At 68.5% G+C, this 19,016-nt stretch carries 14 protein-coding genes; 5 read left to right on the top strand and 9 right to left on the bottom strand.

Translation table 11 applies throughout. The features are described 5' to 3' along the window. Nucleotides 1–103 precede the first annotated feature (103 nt). On the bottom strand, nucleotides 104–2,266 hold the full coding sequence (murJ, locus tag RLT58_RS17930; protein WP_311311393.1) for a murein biosynthesis integral membrane protein MurJ: 2,163 nt from the start codon (nucleotides 2,264–2,266) through the stop codon (nucleotides 104–106). Nucleotides 2,267–2,315: 49 nt separating this feature from the next. Then, nucleotides 2,316–4,625, bottom strand: a complete 2,310-nt coding sequence (locus RLT58_RS17925; RefSeq protein ID WP_311311392.1) for a DUF6049 family protein — start codon at nucleotides 4,623–4,625, stop codon at nucleotides 2,316–2,318. A gap of 181 nt (nucleotides 4,626–4,806) precedes the next feature. Between RLT58_RS17925 and RLT58_RS17920 the strand changes: the two genes are divergently transcribed. Beyond that, nucleotides 4,807–6,249, top strand: coding sequence for a CCA tRNA nucleotidyltransferase (locus tag RLT58_RS17920; protein ID WP_311311391.1), 1,443 nt, complete (start codon nucleotides 4,807–4,809; stop codon nucleotides 6,247–6,249). A gap of 141 nt (nucleotides 6,250–6,390) precedes the next feature. Here the strand turns inward: RLT58_RS17920 and RLT58_RS17915 are convergent, their stop codons facing one another. The 4 genes from RLT58_RS17915 to RLT58_RS17900 all read right to left on the bottom strand — a co-directional run bounded on the left by RLT58_RS17915 (nucleotide 6,391) and on the right by RLT58_RS17900 (nucleotide 10,226). Further along, a complete protein-coding gene (locus RLT58_RS17915; protein WP_311311390.1) occupies nucleotides 6,391–6,936 on the bottom strand; it encodes an LppU/SCO3897 family protein in 546 nt (181 codons plus the stop codon). Nucleotides 6,937–6,984: 48 nt separating this feature from the next. Then, the gene (locus RLT58_RS17910) at nucleotides 6,985–8,253 is read right to left on the bottom strand and encodes an MFS transporter (RefSeq protein ID WP_311311389.1); all 1,269 of its coding nucleotides are present in this window, start codon (nucleotides 8,251–8,253) and stop codon (nucleotides 6,985–6,987) included. A 123-nt stretch (nucleotides 8,254–8,376) separates the two neighbouring features. Beyond that, the gene (locus tag RLT58_RS17905; protein WP_311311388.1) at nucleotides 8,377–9,459 is read right to left on the bottom strand and encodes an inositol-3-phosphate synthase; all 1,083 of its coding nucleotides are present in this window, start codon (nucleotides 9,457–9,459) and stop codon (nucleotides 8,377–8,379) included. A gap of 62 nt (nucleotides 9,460–9,521) precedes the next feature. Continuing rightward, nucleotides 9,522–10,226: a PadR family transcriptional regulator gene (locus RLT58_RS17900; protein WP_311311387.1), complete on the bottom strand. Its 705-nt coding sequence runs from the start codon at nucleotides 10,224–10,226 to the stop codon at nucleotides 9,522–9,524. A 389-nt stretch (nucleotides 10,227–10,615) separates the two neighbouring features. Between RLT58_RS17900 and RLT58_RS17895 the strand changes: the two genes are divergently transcribed. Both RLT58_RS17895 and RLT58_RS17890 read left to right on the top strand, forming a co-directional pair. Next, nucleotides 10,616–13,333 (top strand): transglycosylase domain-containing protein, encoded by a 2,718-nt coding sequence (locus tag RLT58_RS17895; RefSeq protein WP_311311386.1) that lies wholly within the window; start codon nucleotides 10,616–10,618, stop codon nucleotides 13,331–13,333. Nucleotides 13,334–13,428: 95 nt separating this feature from the next. Continuing rightward, nucleotides 13,429–14,925: a glycosyltransferase family 87 protein gene (locus tag RLT58_RS17890; RefSeq protein WP_311311385.1), complete on the top strand. Its 1,497-nt coding sequence runs from the start codon at nucleotides 13,429–13,431 to the stop codon at nucleotides 14,923–14,925. A 21-nt stretch (nucleotides 14,926–14,946) separates the two neighbouring features. Here RLT58_RS17890 and RLT58_RS17885 read toward each other — a convergent pair whose 3' ends face one another. From RLT58_RS17885 to RLT58_RS17875, 3 genes are all read right to left on the bottom strand, one after another. Continuing rightward, the gene (locus tag RLT58_RS17885; RefSeq protein WP_311311384.1) at nucleotides 14,947–15,978 is read right to left on the bottom strand and encodes an alanine racemase; all 1,032 of its coding nucleotides are present in this window, start codon (nucleotides 15,976–15,978) and stop codon (nucleotides 14,947–14,949) included. A gap of 142 nt (nucleotides 15,979–16,120) precedes the next feature. Further along, complete coding sequence (locus RLT58_RS17880) at nucleotides 16,121–17,239, bottom strand: lipid II:glycine glycyltransferase FemX (RefSeq protein WP_311311383.1); 1,119 nt, start codon at nucleotides 17,237–17,239, stop codon at nucleotides 16,121–16,123. Nucleotides 17,240–17,406: 167 nt separating this feature from the next. Beyond that, a complete protein-coding gene (locus RLT58_RS17875) occupies nucleotides 17,407–17,721 on the bottom strand; it encodes a hypothetical protein (protein WP_311311382.1) in 315 nt (104 codons plus the stop codon). A gap of 279 nt (nucleotides 17,722–18,000) precedes the next feature. Here RLT58_RS17875 and rpsF point away from each other — a divergent pair, with 279 nt between their 5' ends. Then, complete coding sequence (gene rpsF, locus RLT58_RS17870) at nucleotides 18,001–18,291, top strand: 30S ribosomal protein S6 (protein ID WP_018101872.1); 291 nt, start codon at nucleotides 18,001–18,003, stop codon at nucleotides 18,289–18,291. 74 nt (nucleotides 18,292–18,365) lie between these two features. Then, entirely contained in the window at nucleotides 18,366–18,980 is a 615-nt protein-coding gene (locus RLT58_RS17865; protein WP_311311381.1) for a single-stranded DNA-binding protein, read from the top strand. Nucleotides 18,981–19,016: the final 36 nt, after the last annotated feature.

Here is a 19,016-nt window from a genome sequence, read left to right as displayed (position 1 = left end):
GATGCCAGCCAGCCAGCTCTGCACAGTCACGCCAATTGTGCCCACACTCCGGCGCTATGCACGACACGCGGAGGCAGGCGATGGTTGTGCGGGCCGGCGTTCCTCAGCGGCCGAGCCGTCCCCGGATCATGCCGACCATGCCGTTGATCTCTTCGATCCGCATCCGCTTGGCCGCGACGACGAAGACTCCCAGCAGCACGATCCCACCCGCGATCAGCGCGAGGAGCGAGCCCGAGGCGCCGTCGCCGAGCGCGTGGAGCAGGGCGAATCCGATGCCGCCGCCGATCACGGCCGCCGGGATGGCGGCGAGGCACAGCCGGGCGTAGGTGCGCAGGACGTGGGCGCCGTCCAGATCGCCGCCCAGGCGGTTGCGCAGCCGGCGCCAGGCGATCCCGACCCCGACGGCGTAGGCGAGGCCGTAGGAGGCCGCCATGCCGACCACGGCCCAGCGGGAGGGCAGCACGACGTAGCAGAGGGCCGAGGCCGCCGCGTTGACGAGGGCGACGATGACCGTGTTGTAGAAGGGGGTGCGGGTGTCCTCGTACGCGTAGAACCCTCGCAGCACCACGTACTGCACGGAGTAGGGGATCAGGCCGAGGCCGAAGGCCATCAGGATGAAGCCCATGGACCGGGCGGCCTCGGGGCCGCTGGACGCGTAGAGCAGGGTGCACATCGGAACGCCGAGCGCGAGGAACGCGAAGGCGACCGGCACGATGGCCACCGCGGAGTTGCGCAGCCCCTGCGAGATGTCGTCGCGGACCGCACCGGGGTCGTCGTCGTGGGCGGCACGGGAGATGCGGGGCAGCAGGGCGGCCATCACGGAGACGGTGATGATCGCCTGCGGCATGCCCCAGATCAGCTGCGCGTTCGAGTAGGCGAGGAAGCCCGCCCCGTTCTGCCCGGACTCCTTGCCGGCCGAGGTCGCGAGCTGGGTGACGACCAGCACACCGGCCTGGTTGGCGAAGACGAACAGCACCGTCCACTTGGCCAGCTTGACCGTCTTGCCGAGCCCGTGGCCCTTCCAGTCGAACCGCGGGCGGAACCGGAAACCTGCCTCGCGCAGGTAGGGGATCATCGCCAGCGCCTGGACGATCAGCCCGAGGAGGGTGCCGATGCCCAGCAGCCGCACGCCCTCCGGCGGGATCGTCTGGACGCCCATGTGGGACTCGTGCGAGGTGCCGTAGACCCAGATGAACATGCCGAAGGTGAAGATCATGACGATGTTGTTGAGGACCGGGGTCCACATCATCGCGCCGAACTTCCCGCGGGCGTTGAGGATCTGGCCCATCACGACGTGCACACCCATGAAGAAGATGGTGGGCAGGCAGTACCGGGCGAACGTGGTGGCCACGTTGTTGGCCGCCGGATCGTTCGCGATCGTCGACGACATCAGACGGATGAGCCAGGGTGCCGCGAAGACGGCGAGGCCGACGATCACCCCGAGGGCGACCATCACCAGGGTCAGCAGCCGGTTCGCATAGGCCTCGCCGCCGTCCTCGTCGTCCTTCATGGAACGGACGAGCTGGGGGACGAACACCGAGTTGAGGCCGCCGCCCACGGTGAGGATGTAGATCATCGTCGGCAGGGTGTAGGCGATGGTGAAGCTGTCACCGAGCAGGGCCGCACCGAGCGCCGCGGTGATCACCAGGCTGCGTACGAAGCCGGTCAGCCGGGAGACGAGCGTGCCGGCGGCCATGACGGCGCTGGACTTCAGCAGACCGGAGGCCCGGCCGCCGCCGGACTTCGGAGGTGCGGGCACGGGAGCGGGCTCTGGCTCGGCCGGGGTCGGCGATCCCGCAGGCCCGGCAGGCCCCTCCTGGTCCCGGAAGAGATGGGCGAACGCGTCGGGCTCCTCGCGGTTCACCGACGCCTGGGTGACGAGCGCGTCCACGCCGACGAACTGGGTGGTCGCCGCGTCGTCCCCGTACGGGAGGTGGCGCGAGGGGCCGTCCGGCTCGGGCGGTGGGGTCTGCGCCCAGATCCGGGGGTCGGGGGCGTAGGGCGCGGCCGGCGGCTGCTGGTAGAGCGGCTGCGGCTGCTGGTAGGTGCCGGGGGGCGGCGGCGGGTGCGCGGCGCGGTCGTACAGCGCCTCGCTCACCGGGTCCTGGGCGGAGAGGTCCTGCGAGCGGTAGGGGTCGTAGTCGTAGGCCGACTGCAGATACGGGTCCGGTGCCGGTTCCTGCCCCGGAGGAGGCACCGGAGGCCCTCCGGAGGAACCTGCCCCGCCCGTACCCTGACCGCGGTCACCGTCGTACGGCGCGTTCATCGAAACCCCACCTCATCGTCCCCGGCCGACCGGCCACGACAGACATCGCTCAACGGTCCACTTTCTCACCCGTGCCCGACGGCTCCGTGCTTCCGGGACCGGTGTCCGGCGTCGGGTCACTCGGCTGCTCGGGTTCACCGCCGTCGTCGCCCGTCGCGCCGCCCGCGTTGGCGCGCTTGCGATGTACATACATCCTGATGCCGGCGAGCACCAGCAGCAGCAGACCGCCGGCGATCACGAGGAGCACGGTCGGGGTGAGCTCCGACACCTTCACGGTGAAGGCCATCTCCGCACCGTACGGAGTTCCGTCCTCCGTGTAGAGCTGTGCGGTCATCTGGACCTGGCCGTTGATGTTGGCCGCCGCGTCGAACTTCACCGACTGGCTGTGTCCGGCGCCGATCCGGATCGGCTGTTCCGCCACCCCGCCGCCGTCGTTCAGCTTGAGCCGGGTCGCGTTCTCCGACTTCAGCCGGAGCACCAGATGATCGACGTCCTGGAGCAGTCTGTTCTGCACCGTGACGGGGATCGTGGCGCTGCGGCCGGACAGCGTGACATCCGACTTCGAGATCAGCTGGACCTCGTTGATGAGCCCCTGCAGATAGGTGCGCACCGAGTCCCGGTACTGCTGGGCCTCCAGCGGCCTGCCCCGCCACGAGGTGGACATGGACCGGTTGACCGCGTTGCCGAAGGGGGTCACCACCCGCTCGGGGTGGGTCAGGATGACCTGGAAGTTGTTCAGGGACCCCTGGATGGCCTTGATGTCCTGGAAGGCCTGCGTGGGCAGCTCCTGGCTGCGCAGCCGCTTCGGGTACTGGGAGGCCCGGGGCACCTGGGTAGTCGCGTCCGCGTCGGGCTTGGCGGCGGCCGCCTGGATCAGCCCCTTGGACTGCGTCCAGCGGTCGTCGTCCAGCGCGTGCAGGGCGCGGGCCATCGACTGGGCCTGGGCGACCGTCGGCATGCGCTGTGGCGCGACGACGACGGTCCGGTCCTTGTCCGTGTCCTGCTCGGTCAGAGCGAGGGTGAGAGCGAGGAACTTCTGTACGGCGAGCGTGGAGTCCCCCGCCTTGTCCATGTCGCCCTGGAAGGCCGTGGAGAGCCTGGCGTCCGAGACCACCGCCGTGGTGCCGCCGCCGATCGGGCGGGCGGCACCGGGCGTGTAGAGCAGGCCACCGGTCTCCTGGAGGCTGTCGCTGCGGGCGATCACATGGTGGGCGCCGGCCGAGGTGGCGACATCCACGATGGACGGGTCGATCGCACCGTCGACCGGCCAGGCGAAGTCGGTCGACGGCTTCAGGTGCAGGATGGTCTCCACCGTCATCCCCGCGACCTCACTGGCGGTCTGGAGATGACTGAGGGTGCCCGAGACGTTCTTGCCGCGGTGGGCGATCGATGCCAGATCGGGATCACCGAAGGGCAGGGCCACGATCTTGCCCTTGGTCACCGCCGCTTCCAGCGAGGTGAGCCACTTCTTGGCCACGGCCTGGTTGGTGCCCGCGACCGTGGTGTCGCCGGACCTGACCCGGTAGCTCCCGGTCATCGCGTCGACGCTGGCGAGCAGATCCGGGTCGACGACCCAGGTCACGGGGAGCTGGCTGCCCAGCGACACCATCTGTTCGAGGCGGCCGCCGGGGGCGATCTCCGCCGCCAGGTCGTCGTCGGCGAACACCGGGGTCTGCTCCTCGTCGGAGCCGGTCTCCGCGGTGAGGTGCGCCGGCGCGATCAGCGGCCAGAGGTAGCTGATCCCGGCCTTGGACTCGCTGTCCTCGCTCTGCCAGGGGAGGAAGGTCCGCTTGATTCCGAGGACCTGGTCGTACGAGGTGTGCGGCGTGCGTCCCGACAGCGAGACGCCCAGCTGGTAGACCCCGTCGTCGCCGAGGCCCAGCTTGCCGACGGGGACCGACAGCGTGAAGTCCTGGCTGATCCCCGCCGCGAGCTTGGGGACCTTGACCGTGTACTTGCCGCCGATCGGGTAGGGATCGGTCCCGGGCAGATAGCCGGTCCGCCGAGCGGCCGCGTCGATCGAGGTCCGGCCGAAGAGCCGCGGGCCCACGCGCAGATCGACCTGCCCGTCGGTGACGGTCTCCTTGCTCCGGTTGGTCAGCGTGCCGGAGACGGTGAGCGTGTCCCCTTTCACAGGGGCGCTCGGCGTCAGGGTGTCCAGGGACACCGAGACGGTGCTGGACCCCGTGGGGGCCTTCGTCGGGGCCTTGCCCGTCTCGCCGGCCTGCGCCTGCGGGGCGGTCGCCCCGGCCAGCAGAGCGGCGACGAGCGGAGCCCCGGCCAGCACGGCGGCTGTGCGCCGCAGCCACCGGCGGGCAGGAGAGGGACTCATCCCCTGGATGTCTGCCGCCTCGGCCACGCGTACCCGTCCCTCGTCATCGTCAGCTGCTGTCGATCGTTGTCCGTTGCTGCGTCCCCGCATGGTAACGATGTGCGCCGGGCCCAAGTGCCGGGGTGTGCGCCGCATGATCGGGAGAGTCTCGCAGGGCAGCAGGAAACCATGACGCCCGGACCGGTCCGGGCACGTACCCTTTTCTGTTGTGCCGAACGCCAATGAAGACAACCCCAGCGCCCTGACCCAGGTGCAGCTCCGCGCAGTCAGCGAACTGCTGCGGGTGTCCCCGGTCGCCGACGATCTCGCCCGCCGATTCAAGGATGCTGGATTCAGTCTGGCCCTCGTCGGCGGATCGGTCCGGGACGCACTCCTCGGCAGGCTTGGGAACGACCTGGACTTCACGACCGACGCCCGTCCCGAGGACGTGCTGAAGATCGTCAGGCCCTGGGCCGACTCCGTGTGGGAGGTCGGGATCGCCTTCGGCACGGTGGGCGTGCAGAAGAACGGCTACCAGATCGAAGTCACCACATATCGGTCCGAGGCGTACGACAGGACCTCGCGCAAGCCCGAGGTTTCCTACGGCGAGTGCATCGAGGACGACCTCGTCCGCCGCGATTTCACCGTCAACGCCATGGCCGTCGCGCTGCCGGAGAAGGACTTCATCGACCCGTACGGCGGTCTCGAGGACCTGGCGGAGCGGGTGCTGCGTACCCCCGGAACGGCCGAGGCCTCGTTCTCCGACGACCCTCTGCGCATGCTGCGCGCCGCGCGATTCGCCGCGCAGCTCGACTTCGAGGTCGCTCCCGATGTCGTCGCGGCCATGACGGAGATGGCGGGCCGGATCGAGATCGTCTCCGCCGAGAGGGTCCGGGAGGAGCTCAACAAGCTTCTCCTCTCCTCGCACCCGCGGAAGGGCCTGGCACTCCTCGTCGACACGGGTCTGGCTCAGCAGGTCCTTCCGGAGCTGCCCGCCCTCCGGCTGGAAAGTGACGAGCATCACCGGCACAAGGATGTCTACGAGCACTCGCTGACCGTCCTGGAGCAGGCGATCGACCTGGAGGAGGACGGCCCGGACCTCGTGCTGCGCCTTGCCGCGCTCCTCCATGACATCGGCAAGCCCCGGACCCGGCGGTTCGAGAAGGACGGGCGGGTCTCCTTCCACCACCACGAGGTGGTGGGCGCCAAGATGGTCAAGAAGCGCATGACCGAGCTCAAGTACTCCAACGACATGGTCAAGGACGTCGCGAAGCTGGTGGAGCTGCATCTGCGCTTCCACGGGTACGGCGACGGCGAGTGGACCGACTCCGCCGTGCGTCGCTATGTGCGGGACGCCGGGCCTCTCCTGGAGCGCCTGCACAAGCTGACCCGCTCGGACTGCACCACCCGGAACAAGCGCAAGGCCGCCGCCCTCTCGCGGACCTATGACGCGCTGGAGGAGCGGATCGCCCAGCTGAAGGACCAGGAGGAGTTGGACGCGATCCGGCCGGACCTGGACGGGAACGCGATCATGAAGATCCTGGGCGTCGGACCGGGGCCCGTCATCGGCAAGGCGTACGCATTCCTGCTCGAACTCCGCCTGGAGAATGGGCCGATGGAACACGACGCGGCCGTTGGGGAGCTCAGGAAGTGGTGGGAAACGCAGGACTGATACCCGTCGGCCTCAGGCCGGCCGGGGGAGTCGCCGGTCATGTTTCACGTGAAACATGACCGGCGCGCTCAACACCGAGGGCGCTGTTTCACGTGAAACAGCGCCCTCGGTTCTGTCCTGGCAGGCCAGGTGATGCAGTGATCAGCTACCCGGCTTGACCGGCGTCAGGCAGAGCACCACGCTGCTCCGGCTCTTACGACTGCCCGAGGTCTCCATATAGGCGATGTACTTCTCCGCGTCGCAGAGATCCGTGTTGGACGTGTTGTCGTGCACCTCGGCGACCTTGAACTCGGCGGCGGACGAACCGCAGTCCGCGGACTTCATCTCCGGCTTGAAGTTGGTCCCCTTGTTCTCCAGGCAGTCCCCGACCGACGCTGCCTTGGCATCGGACTCGAATATCTTGTCCCAGCCGAACTTCAGGCCGACGAGCACGGCGAGCGCCACCACGATGAGGATGATGTTGCGCGTGGCGAGGAAGGCCTTCTTGCCACCGGACATGTTCTGCGGCGGGCCCTGAGGCGGCATCCCCTGCGGCGGACCGCCGGGCTGGCCACCGTAAGGCTGCTGTCCCTGGTGCGGAGGGTAGGGCTGCTGCTGCGGGTAGCCGTACCCCGGCTGCTGCTGGGGCGGGTAGGGCTGAGGCTGCTGCCCGTACGGGCCGGCGCCTTGTTGCGGCGGATAGGTCATGCGAATGCCCCCGTGGATCGTGCGACGTCTGTCTTTGACGCGGGCACGCTATAGGACTTCGCCGCGTCGATTCCAATGGGCCAAGGTCACGGCAACGGCCGCGTACAGCACGGCCACTCCGGTCACGAGAGCGGCCGACTTTCCGTCAGAAGGCAGGAGCAGAGCGGCTGCTGCTGCGGCGGCCACGAAGGCGACGTTGAACAGCACGTCGTAGAGCGAGAAGGCCCTGCCCCGGAAGGAGTCGTCGACCGACATCTGCACCACCGTGTCCGTGGCGATCTTCGCTCCCTGGGTGACCAGGCCGAGCACGAATGCCGCGACGAGCATCGGGGTGGGAGCGAACCAGAGCCCCAGCGCCGGTACGAGAACCGCGGCGGTCCCGGCGCACACCACCATCCAGCGGAACCGGCCGAGCCGTTGTGCGGCCCATGGGGTCAGGACGGCCGCGGCGAAGAAGCCCGCACCGGACACCCCCACCGCCAGCCCCAGCAGGGCCAGCCCGTCGGACTCGCTGTCCGTCCAGGCGTACCGGCAGAGCATCAGGACCATGACGGTCAGCGCCCCGTAACAGAAGCGCAGGACCGTCATCGCTGCCAGCGCCCGGGAGGCGGTCCGGCGCTCCGCCAGATGGCGCAGTCCTTCCATGAGCCCGCCCGCAGTGGCCGCGAGCGCCTTGCCCAGAGGAAGGCGCTCGCCGTCCGGGTCGGGCCCGAGGAGTGCGGAGGCGAGGCTCAGGGACGCCACCGCCGAGGCCAGGTAGAGCGCGGCGCCCAGGAGGACCACGGCGGCATCGGAGTCCGCCAGCAGGATCCGTACGACGAAGGCGAGTCCGCCGCCCGCCGTCGCGGCGAGCGTGCCGGCGGTCGGGGACAGGGAGTTCGCCAGCACCAGCCGCTCCCGGTCGACGACGCGCGGCAGCACGGCGGACAGGCCGGCCAGGACGAAGCGGTTCACGGCGGTGACGCAGAGGGCCGAGGCGTAGAAGAGCCAGTCGGGAGCGGAGCCGATGATCAGGAGCGCGGTGCAGCAGGCGAGCGCGGAACGCAGCAGGTTGCCGTAGAGGAAGACCTGGCGGCGCGGCCAGCGGTCCAGCAGCACCCCGGCGAACGGGCCGATGAGCGAGTAGGGCAGCAGCAGCACGGCCATCGCGGAGGCGATGGCGCCTGCGGATGCCTGTTTCTCCGGGGAGAAGACGACATGGGCGGCGAGGGCCACCTGATAGACGCCGTCGGCCGACTGGGACAGGATCCGCACGGCCAGCAGGCGGCGGAAGTTCCGAAGGCGCAGGAGTACGCGCAGGTCACGCACGACGGGCATGGGAGCAAGGGTCACATACGTTGAGGGTCCCCGGGCTGATTGCCCGGGGACCCTCAACGGTGCGGCAGCCGAGGACCGTTGTCGCTCCTCACGCTGCCGCGCCGACGCACCGTGTCAGGTGAGTCAGTGGGAGACCTCACCGCGGATGAACTTCTCGACGTTCTCGCGGGCCTCGTCGTCGAAGTACTGGACCGGCGGGGACTTCATGAAGTACGAGGACGCGGAGAGGATCGGACCGCCGATGCCGCGGTCCTTGGCGATCTTCGCGGCGCGGACGGCGTCGATGATGACACCGGCCGAGTTCGGGGAGTCCCACACCTCGAGCTTGTACTCCAGGTTCAGCGGAACGTCACCGAAGGCGCGGCCCTCGAGGCGCACGTACGCCCACTTGCGGTCGTCCAGCCAGGCCACGTAGTCCGACGGGCCGATGTGGACGTTGTCCGCACCGAGCTCGCGGTCACGGATCTGCGAGGTGACGGCCTGCGTCTTCGAGATCTTCTTGGACTCCAGGCGCTCCCGCTCGAGCATGTTCTTGAAGTCCATGTTGCCGCCGACGTTCAGCTGCATCGTGCGGTCCAGGACAACGCCCCGGTCCTCGAAGAGCTTCGCCATCACGCGGTGCGTGATGGTGGCGCCGACCTGCGACTTGATGTCGTCGCCGACGATCGGGACACCGGCCTCGGTGAACTTGTCCGCCCACTCCTTGGTGCCGGCGATGAAGACCGGGAGGGCGTTGACGAACGCGACCTTGGCGTCGATGGCGCACTGCGCGTAGAACTTCGCAGCGACCTCGGAACCGACGGGCAGGTAGCAGACCAGCACGTCGACCTTGCGGTCCTTGAGGACCTGCACGATGTCGACCGGGGCCTCGGCCGACTCCTCGATGGTCTGGCGGTAGTACTTGCCCAGGCCGTCGTGGGTGTGGCCGCGCTGGACGGTGACGCCGGCGTTCGGCACGTCGCAGAGCTTGATGGTGTTGTTCTCGCTGGCGCCGATGGCGTCCGAGAGGTCGAGGCCGACCTTCTTCGCGTCGACGTCGAAGGCGGCGACGAACTCGACGTCCCGCACGTGGTAGTCGCCGAACTGGACGTGCATCAGACCGGGCACCTTGCCGGCCGGATCGGCGTCCTTGTAGTACTCGACGCCCTGGACCAGCGAGGCGGCGCAGTTGCCCACGCCGACGATGGCTACGCGAACCGAACCCATTCCGGTTGCTCCCTGTGTGTAATGGATGTTTCTGATGAGTCCCCCGCGGATCTGCGGGGAGCTCACTTGGCGGTGTCGCCGGACGGATCCGACGGGTCGTTACCCCGCCGGGGCAGGCCGTCCGGCTCTCCTGCGGTGTTCTGCTGAGCTGAGCCCTCGGGCGAGGATCGTCGCTGATCCCGTCCCGACCGCTCGCTCTCGATGAGCTCGTTCAGCCAGCGCACTTCGCGCTCCACGGACTCCATGCCGTGTCGCTGCAGCTCAAGTGTGTAGTCGTCGAGGCGCTCGCGGGTGCGGGCCAGAGAGGCGCTCATCTTCTCGAGGCGCTCCTCCAGTCGGCTGCGACGGCCTTCCAGCACCCGCATCCGTACCTCGTGCTCCGTCTGCCCGAAGAAGGCGAAACGAGCAGCGAAGTGCTCGTCCTCCCAGGCGTCGGGCCCGGTGTGCGAGAGCAGCTCCTCGAAGTGCTCCTTACCTTCCGCCGTCAACCGATAGACGATCTTGGCGCGGCGCCCTGCCAGGGACGAGGCAGGAGCGACGGCACGGCCGGAGCCGGGCTGCACTTCTGCCGGAGGGTTCCCCGGCTCCTCGATCAACCAGCCGCTGGCGACCAGCGTCTTGAGGCAGGGGTAGAGGGTTCCGTAACTGAAGGCACGGAAGATCCCCAACGAGGTGTTGAGGCGTTTGCGCAGCTCATAGCCGTGCATCGGGGATTCACGGAGCAGTCCGAGGACGGCGAACTCAAGGATGCCGGAGCGTCTGCTCAACCTCGCCTCCTCCTTCTCCGAGTGCTCTCGCGTGGCCCTGTGCCGAGCCGATGTACCGAGCTGATGTATCGACTCGATACATCAGCACGATAGATCGGTCTGCTCGTCGCGACAAGGGGGGCCTTAGTGAACGGCGTCACATCGCTAATTCGTAGCAACCGACTTGCGTGATTTGGGGTGAAGTTCGGCCCTAGGAGGGTTTTGACCGTGCGTAGTCTGTGCGGCATGCAGACCACCGGGAACCGTGTGACGTGCGAGCGCGTCAGTCTTCGCGGACTGGCCGGATGCACTGCGGATGAGCCTGACGCAGGGCTGGTCCGTAATTCGGGGGGACCGGATCTCAACTGCCGCTTCCAGGCGTTCTCGCCTGCCCGAGGAGTAGTCGTTCGATGAGCGAGCACCGTCGCAAAACGCCGCAGTCACAGAGTGGCGGGCGGGCCGCGGCCAGACGAGCCGCCCAGCAGTCCTCAGGACGCCCCGCAGCATCGTCACGCGGAGTAACATCAGAATCACCTTCCGGTTCGTACGGCGAGGAGAGCCCGTACGCCGGGCGTGCCGCCGCTCGACGGGCCGCCCAGCGCGGCGGTGGCCGGCGTCGTGGCGGTGGGGACGGTGGCCAGGAGGGCCCCGGCCGGGGCCGCGGCCGCGCAGGCCAGCGCCCGGCCAAGAAGCGCTTCATCGACTACCCGCGCGCCGGCAAGCAGGGCGTGCGCCGCTGGATGCCGTCGTGGAAGCTGGTCTCCGGCCTGTGCATCGGCTTCCTGGGCCTTCTGATGGGCGTCGCCGGCCTCGCGTACGCGATGGTGGCCAAGCCCGAGGTCAAGGCGGCCGCCAGGGCGCAGAACAACGTCTTCTACTGGAAAGACGGCACCCAGATGGTGGCCACCGGTGGTGAGGTCAACCGCCAGATCATCGGCTACGAGCAAATCCCCGAAGCGATGCGCAACGCCGTCATCTCCGCAGAGAACAAGTCCTTCGAGCACGACCACGGCATCGACCCCATGGGCATCGCCCGCGCCCTGTTCAACATGGCCAAGGGCGGCCAGACCCAGGGTGGCTCGACCATCACGCAGCAGTACGTGAAGAACTCGCGGCTCTCCCAGGAACAGACCCTGAGCCGCAAGTTCGAGGAGCTCTTCATCACCTTGAAGGTCGGCAGGGAGGAGAGCAAGAAGTCGGTCATGGCCGGGTACCTCAACGTCTCGTACTACGGGCGCGGGGCGTCAGGTCTGCAGGCGGCGGCCCGTACGTACTACGGCAAGGACGCCAAGGAGCTGAATCCGAGCCAGTGCGCCTTCCTCGCCACACTGCTCAAGGGCGCCAGCTACTACGACCCCGCGGGAGCTCCGGAGGTCGACCCGGTGCAGGCGACCCCGGAGAAGAACAGGGCACGGGCGGTGAAGCGCTGGCGCTGGATCCTCGACGAGGAGGTGAAGGACGGCCGGATGACGCAGAAGGAACGCCTCACCTACCAGGACTTCCCGACGCCCAACAAGCCGAAGAAGGACGCGCAGCTGGGCGGCCAGATCGGCTACATGGTCGACATGGCCAGGTCCAACTACCTGAACAACAACAAGGGTGTCACCCGCGAGATGCTCGACCAGGGTGGCTACGAGATCCACACGACCTTCGACCGGAAGAAGGTCGAGCAGCTCAACAAGGCCGTCAAGAAGGTCTACGACGAGAAGATCGACCCCAAGAAGCGCCCGGGCACCGACACGCACGTGCAGTTCGGCGGCTCCTCGGTGGACCCGAAGACCGGTGCCATCGAGGCGATCTACGGTGGTGAGGACGCGACCAAGCACTACACCAACAACGCGGATCCCACCGGTGCCGCCGTCGGTTCGACGTTCAAGCCGTTCGTGCTGGCGGCCGCGATGGAGTACGGCAAGCGCGACCCCTCGGGCGGTCCCGACCAGGACGAGTCGCAGACCACGAAGGTCTCGCCGAAGAGCATCTACAACGCCAACGACAAGTTGAAGATCAAGAAGTACAACGGCGAGATCTGGACCGACAAGGCGGGCAAGGAGTGGCTGCAGACCAACGACGGCCACGAGTCGAGGGGCAACATCACCCTTCGTGAGGCCATGCAGTGGTCCGCCAACTCCCCCTATGTGCAGCTGGGCATGGACGTCGGCACCGACAAGGTGAAGAAGGCGGCCATGGCGGCCGGCCTCAAGGACGACGAGTACATGGCCGACTCGAGCGTTCCGTCGTTCTCCATCGGCACCTCCTCGCCCAGTACGACCCGCATGGCCGGCGCGTACGCCACCTTCGCGGCGAGCGGACAGCAGCGCGAGCCGTACTCGGTCAGCGAGGTCAAGAAGGGCGGCACCACCGTCTACCGGCACAAGACGGTGACCAAGAGCGCCTTCGACAACGTGATCGCCGACAACGTGACGGACGTGCTCAAGAACGTCGTCGAGAAGGGCACGGGTACGCCCGCCCGGATCCCGGGCCGCGACGTCGCCGGCAAGACGGGTACGACGGACGACAACCTGTCCGCCTGGTTCGTCGGCTACACCCCGCAGCTGTCGACCGCGATCAGCATGTACCGGCTGGACGACAACGACAAACACAAGAACCGCAAGTTCGAGAAGATGTACGGCACCGGTGGCGAGGAGAAGATCCACGGCGCCTCCTTCCCCGCCAGGATCTGGCACGACTACATGGCCGAGGCCATGGACGGCCAGCCGGCCGTGGACTTCCCGAAGCCTCAGCCGATCGGTCAGACGGTCTACGGGGGCGGCGCGCACAGCCCCACCCCGACGCCCACGCCGACGCCGACCCCCACGCCGTCCGACACCCCGTCCGACACGCCCTCGCCCACGCCCGACGTCCCGACGCCCGATCCGTCCGACACTTGCGACACCTGGGGCTGGAACTGCCAGGACAACGGTGGTGGCAACGCGACCGGCGGGAACGACGGCGGCGCCGACACCGGCACCACCGACGGCGCCAACAGCGGTGCGGACGCCGGGACCACCACCGGAACGACGGCGGGTGACGGGGGCACCACCCCGGACCCCGACACCGGTGGCGGAAACGGCAACGGAGCGAACGGCAACGGAGGGAACGGGACCATCTTCGGTGGCCCGGCTGGGTAGCGCCCGGCGGACAGAGCACCCATGACGAGGGCCGCGGCACCACGGGTGCCGCGGCCCTCGTCGCTTCCACAGCCCCGTACGGCAGGATGTGCGGCATGCCAAGCGCAGAGGACACGAGCGTGTACGAGGAACAGTCCGTCGTACGGCCCACGCACCAGGACGAGATCGCGGCGGCCGGCAGCGAGCTGATCGGCGGAAGGTCGGGCCGCTGGACGCGGATCGGCAGCGCCGCGCTCGCGCCCGTGGGCGCGGTCGCCCTGGTGGCTCTCGGGATGTTCGCGCTCGGCATGGTGCAGAAGCTGCCCTGCTACAACTGGGCGTGGTTCAGAGGCGCCGGCTCCCAGTACACCCACGCCTGTTACTCGGACATCCCCCATCTGTACGTGGGACGTGGCTTCTCCGAGGGCCTGGTGCCGTACTTCGACCGGCTGCCCGGGGACATGCAGTTCCTGGAGTACCCCGTCCTCACGGGCGTGTTCATGCAGATCGCGGCCTGGCTGACGCCGGGCGGCTCCATCCAGCACCAGGAGCAGACCTACTGGCTGGTCAACGCGGGCATGCTGATGATCTGCACCGCCGTGATCGCCGTCTGTGTCGCCCGTACGCACCGGCGCCGCCCCTGGGACGGCCTCCTGATGGCCCTGGCCCCCGCCTTCGCGCTCACCGCCACGATCAACTGGGACCTGCTGGCCGTCGCCCTCACGGCCGCGGCGATGCTCATGTGGTCCCGGAGCAGGCCGCTGGCGTTCGGCATCCTCATCGGGCTGGCCACGGCCGCCAAGCTCTATCCCGTGCTGCTGCTGGGGCCCGCGTTCGTGCTGTGCTGGCGCGCCGGGAAATGGCGGGAGTTCGGGGTGGCCGCGCTCGGGGCGGCGGGATCCTGGCTGGTGGTCAACCTGCCGGTGATGGTGTTCGCCCCCGAGGGGTGGAAGAAGTTCTACACCTTCAGCGAGGAGCGCTCGATCGACTTCGGGTCGTTCTGGCTGGTCATCACGCAGCGCACGGGCTCCTCCATCGAGGTCAGCACGGTCAACACCGTCTCGACGCTGGCGACGGTCGGGCTGTGCGCCGCCGTCGGCCTGCTGACGCTGACGGCCCCGCGCAGGCCGCGCTTCGCCCAGCTCGCCTTCCTCGTCGTCGCGGTGTTCATCCTCGTCAACAAGGTCTACTCACCGCAGTACGTGCTGTGGCTGATCCCCCTCGCCGCCCTGGCCAGGCCCCGCTGGCGCGACTTCCTGATCTGGCAGGCGTGCGAGGTCATGTACTTCCTGGGGATCTGGCTGTACCTCGCCTACACGACGAGCGGCGACAAGCACCAGGGACTGCCCACGGAGGGCTACCAGCTGGCGATCGTCCTGCATCTGCTCGGCACGCTGTACCTGTGCGCCGTCGTCGTACGGGACATCCTGCTGCCGGAGCGCGACGGGGTGCGCGGCGACGGTTCGGACGATCCCTCGGGCGGGGTGCTCGACGGGGCCCCGGACGTCTTCGTGCTGGGGCGCGCCGCGGCCCGCCGGCCGCGTCACAGCGCGTTCGCCGTGACGGGGCCGCGGATGGAGTGGGGTACGACGGGAACGCCCGCCGACGGCTGAGCGCCGGGGCGGGCCCGTTCCCTAGCGGTCGACGAGGCGGTCGAACTGGGTGGTCGTGTGGCGCAGGTGGGCCACCAGTTCGTCGCCCACGCGCGGCTCCTCGGCGTCCGAGGGCACGAACAGGATCGACACCTGCATGTGCGGCGGTTCGGCGAACCAGCGCTGCTTTCCGGCCCAGACGAACGGCGACAGATTGCGGTTCACGGTGGCCAGACCCGCGCGCGCGACGCCCTTCGCCCGCGGCATCACGCCGTGCAGGGCCTTCGGCGCCTCCAGGCCCACCCCGTGCGACGTACCGCCGGCGACGACGACCAGCCAGCCGTCGGAGGCGGCCTTCTGCTGCCGGTAGCCGAACCGGTCGCCCTTGACGACGGGCGTGACGTCGAGGACGGCGCCCCGGTACTCCGTCGCCTCGTGGTCGCCGAGCCAGAGCCGGGTGCCGATACGGGCGCGGAAACGGGTCTGCGGGAACTGCTGCTGGAGCCGGGCCAGCTCCTCGGCCCGCAGATGGCTGACGAACATGGTGTGCAGCGGCAGCCGGGCCGCCCGGAGGCGGTCCATCCAGGCAATGACCTCTTCGACGGCGTCCGAGCCGTCCGTGCGGTCCAGCGGCAGGTGGAGGGCGAAGCCTTCGAGGCGTACGTCCTCGATGGCGGCGTGCAGCTGCCCGAGCTCCTCCTCCTTGACGCCGTGGCGCTTCATCGAGCTCATGCACTCGATGACGACCCGGGCGCCCACCAGGGCGTGCACACCGTCCACGGAGGACACGGACCGCACGACGCGGTCGGGCAGCGGCACCGGCTCCTCGCCCCGCCGGAACGGCGTGAGCACCAGCAGATCGCCGCTGAACCAGTCCTTGATGCGGGCCGCCTCGTAGGTGGTGCCCACCGCGAGGATGTCGGAGCCGAAACGGATCGCCTCGTCGGCCAGGCGTTCGTGCCCGAAGCCGTACCCGTTGCCCTTGCAGACCGGTACGAGGCCGGGGAACTGGTCAAGAACGGATTTCTGGTGCGCCCGCCAGCGCGCGGTGTCGACGTACAGGGAGAGCGCCATGGCCGGTCCGGAACCTTTCTGGTGGCTGCGGTGTATCAGAGGTGTGAGGAGCTGTTCGACGAGCCCATTGAAACGAATGAAGGCGGTTTCGTCAGCCTTGTGCCGCTGATTCCTCTGTCGTGGATCAGCGGCCCGGCATGGATCAGCGGCGCGACATGTAGATGTCGAGCGCCTTGTGCAGCAGCTTGTTGAGCGGGAAGTCCCACTCCCCGAGGTATTCGGCCGCCTGGCCACCGGTGCCGACCTTGAACTGGATCAGGCCGAAGAGGTGGTCGGTCTCGTCCAGCGAGTCCGAGATGCCCCGCAGGTCGTAGACGGTGGCGCCCATGGCGTACGCGTCGCGCAGCATCCGCCACTGCATCGCGTTCGAGGGCCGGACCTCGCGCTTGTGGTTGGCCGAGGCGCCGTAGGAGTACCAGACGTGGCCGCCGACGATCAGCATGGTCGCGGCGGCGACGTTCTCGCCCTCGTGCCGGGCGAAGTACAGCCGCATCCGGTTGGGGTCCTCGTTGTTGAGGGCCGTCCACATGCGCTGGAAGTAGCCGAGCGGGCGCGGTCGGAAGTGGTCCCGCTCCGCCGTGATCTCGTACAGCCGCTGCCATTCGGCGAGCTCTCCGTAGCCGCCCTGCACGACCTCGACGCCGGCCTTCTCGGCCTTCTTGATGTTGCGCCGCCACAGCTGGTTGAAGCCCTTGTGCACGTCTTCGAGGGAGCGGTTGGCCAGCGGCACCTGGAAGATGTAGCGGGGCTGTACGTCACCGAATCCGGCGCCGCCGTCCTCGCCCTGCTGCCAGCCCATCTTCCGCAGCCGGTCCGCGACTTCGAAGGCACGCGGCTCGATGTGGGTGGCCTCGACATCGCGCAGACGCTTCACGTCCGGGTCCTGGATGCCGGCCTTGATGGCGGCGGCGTCCCAGCGGCGGATGACGACCGGCGGGCCCATCTTCACGGAGAAGGCGCCCTGCTGCTTGAGGTGGGCCAGCATCGGCTCCAGCCAGTCGTTCAGGTTCGGGGCGTACCAGTTGATGACCGGGCCCTCGGGCAGATAGGCGAGGTACCGCTTGATCTTGGGCAGCTGCCGGTAGAGCACCAGACCGGCGCCGACGAGCTGCCCGGTCTTGTCGAACCAGCCCAGGCTCTCCGAGCGCCACTCGGCCTTCACATCCGCCCAGGCCGGGACCTGCATGTGACTGGCCGCGGGCAGGCTCTGGATGTAGGCCAGATGCTGCTCACGGCTGATGGTCCTCAGGGTCAGGCTCATGCGGGGCGCTCCTCGGCAGGTGTGTCCCCATCGGTCAGGGGCTCCGGCTCTCGCGCCGAAGCCTACTGTGACTGGGGAGCGCGCGGTCTGGCCCCTTCGCACCCGGACCTTTCCGGTACGCGTACGGGGCGGCCCCGCGACGACGGGGCGGGGCCGCCCCGTACGCGTCAGCCGATCACGCCGCCGAAGAGACCGCCGTGGGCCATCCCCAGGAAGAACCCGATCGCGGCCGCGCCCATACCGAGGATCAGCGGGAACCTCTCCCGTGTGGTCACGGAGATGTACTGCCCGTAGGCACCCGTGATGATGCCGATGAGCCCTGCCCACGAGCTGATCAGATGCAGGTTGTGGAACATCGCCGTCACGAACGCGAGGGCGCCCAGGACCACCGTGACCACGACCAGGGTGTCCTGAAGCGGATGGGGCCTGCCGTCCGTCGCGAAGAGGGAGACGGAGGGGCGGGTCCGCAGTGTCTGTGCCATGGAGTACCTCCTGGCCGAAAGGCGGCGCCTCGTGGCGCCGCTCACACCCGATGTGTACAGATTGCGTCTCCTGACCACCGGATTTCAACCGGAAGCCGGTCTGCAGGTACTCTGTACGGTCTGCACCGGTGTCTGCCCTGGCCAGCACAGTCGGCCCCTCCTCGACGGAGGGCGTTGTCAGTGGCGGCTGTTTTATTCGGAGACACTGTTGCTTACGCATCACGACCCTCCTGCCACGGAACGACCGTGGCCGCTGAGTCCAAAGGAGGTGGGTTCCACATGCGTCACTACGAGGTGATGGTCATCCTCGACCCCGATCTCGAGGAGCGAGCAGTCTCCCCGCTGATCGAGAACTTCCTCTCCGTCGTCCGTGAGGGCGAAGGAAAGGTTGAGAAGGTCGACACCTGGGGCCGTCGTCGGCTCGCTTACGAGATCAAGAAGAAGCCCGAGGGCATCTACTCGGTCATCGACCTGCAGGCCGAGCCTGCGGTCGTCAAGGAGCTCGACCGCCAGATGAACCTGAACGAGTCGGTCCTCCGGACCAAGGTCCTCCGTCCCGAGATCCACTGAGCTTCTAGCTCAGCGGTCATCGGGTTCGAGTAGCAGCAAGCAGCCAGAAGCAATCCCCGCCGAGAGGTTCATCCATGGCAGGCGAGACCGTCATCACGGTCGTCGGCAATCTCGTCGACGACCCCGAGCTGCGCTTCACCCCGTCCGGTGCGGCGGTCGCGAAGTTCCGTGTCGCGTCCACTCCCCGCATCTTCGACCGGCAGACCAATGAGTGGAAGGACGGCGAAGGCCTGTTCCTCACCTGCTCGGTCTGGCGGCAGGCGGCGGAGAACGTCGCCGAGTCGCTCACGCGAGGCATGCGCGTTGTCGTGCAGGGCCGGCTGAAGCAGCGGTCGTACGAAGACCGCGAGGGCGTCAAGCGCACGGTCTACGAGCTGGACGTCGAGGAAGTCGGCCCCAGTCTCAAGAGCGCCACCGCCAAGGTCACCAAGACCACCGGTCGTGGTGGCCAGGGCGGCCAGGGTGGATACGGCGGCGGTCAGCAGGGTGGCGGTAACTGGGGCGGCGGTCCCGGTGCTGGTGGCCAGCAGGGTGGTGGCGGCGCTCCCGCCGACGACCCGTGGGCCACGAGCGCGCCGGCCGGCGGCCAGCAGGGCGGGGGTCAGCAGGGCGGCGGAGGCGGCTGGGGCGGAAGCTCCGGCGGTTCCGGCGGCTCTGGCGGCGGCTACTCGGACGAGCCTCCCTTCTAGGGCAGCTCGTACCCCCACTTCTTGATCACACAGGAG

Source organism: Streptomyces sp. ITFR-16 (assembly GCF_031844705.1).
Classification (GTDB): domain Bacteria; phylum Actinomycetota; class Actinomycetes; order Streptomycetales; family Streptomycetaceae; genus Streptomyces.
Note: the sequence above shows the minus strand (reverse complement) of the source record. Positions and strands in the feature narration are given on the sequence as shown.

Excerpts from the sequence above, each read along its gene's own strand:
- RLT58_RS17910 (WP_311311389.1), bottom strand. The coding sequence starts at position 8,253 with ATGCCCGTCGTGCGTGACCTGCGCGTACTCCTGCGCCTTCGGAACTTC.
- murJ (WP_311311393.1), bottom strand. The coding sequence starts at position 2,266 with ATGAACGCGCCGTACGACGGTGACCGCGGTCAGGGTACGGGCGGGGCA.
- RLT58_RS17865 (WP_311311381.1), top strand. The coding sequence starts at position 18,366 with ATGGCAGGCGAGACCGTCATCACGGTCGTCGGCAATCTCGTCGACGAC.
- RLT58_RS17880 (WP_311311383.1), bottom strand. The coding sequence starts at position 17,239 with ATGAGCCTGACCCTGAGGACCATCAGCCGTGAGCAGCATCTGGCCTAC.
- RLT58_RS17905 (WP_311311388.1), bottom strand. The coding sequence starts at position 9,459 with ATGGGTTCGGTTCGCGTAGCCATCGTCGGCGTGGGCAACTGCGCCGCC.
- rpsF (WP_018101872.1), top strand. The coding sequence starts at position 18,001 with ATGCGTCACTACGAGGTGATGGTCATCCTCGACCCCGATCTCGAGGAG.
- RLT58_RS17890 (WP_311311385.1), top strand. The coding sequence starts at position 13,429 with ATGCCAAGCGCAGAGGACACGAGCGTGTACGAGGAACAGTCCGTCGTA.
- RLT58_RS17875 (WP_311311382.1), bottom strand. The coding sequence starts at position 17,721 with ATGGCACAGACACTGCGGACCCGCCCCTCCGTCTCCCTCTTCGCGACG.
- RLT58_RS17885 (WP_311311384.1), bottom strand. The coding sequence starts at position 15,978 with ATGGCGCTCTCCCTGTACGTCGACACCGCGCGCTGGCGGGCGCACCAG.
- RLT58_RS17895 (WP_311311386.1), top strand. The coding sequence starts at position 10,616 with ATGAGCGAGCACCGTCGCAAAACGCCGCAGTCACAGAGTGGCGGGCGG.
- RLT58_RS17915 (WP_311311390.1), bottom strand. The coding sequence starts at position 6,936 with ATGACCTATCCGCCGCAACAAGGCGCCGGCCCGTACGGGCAGCAGCCT.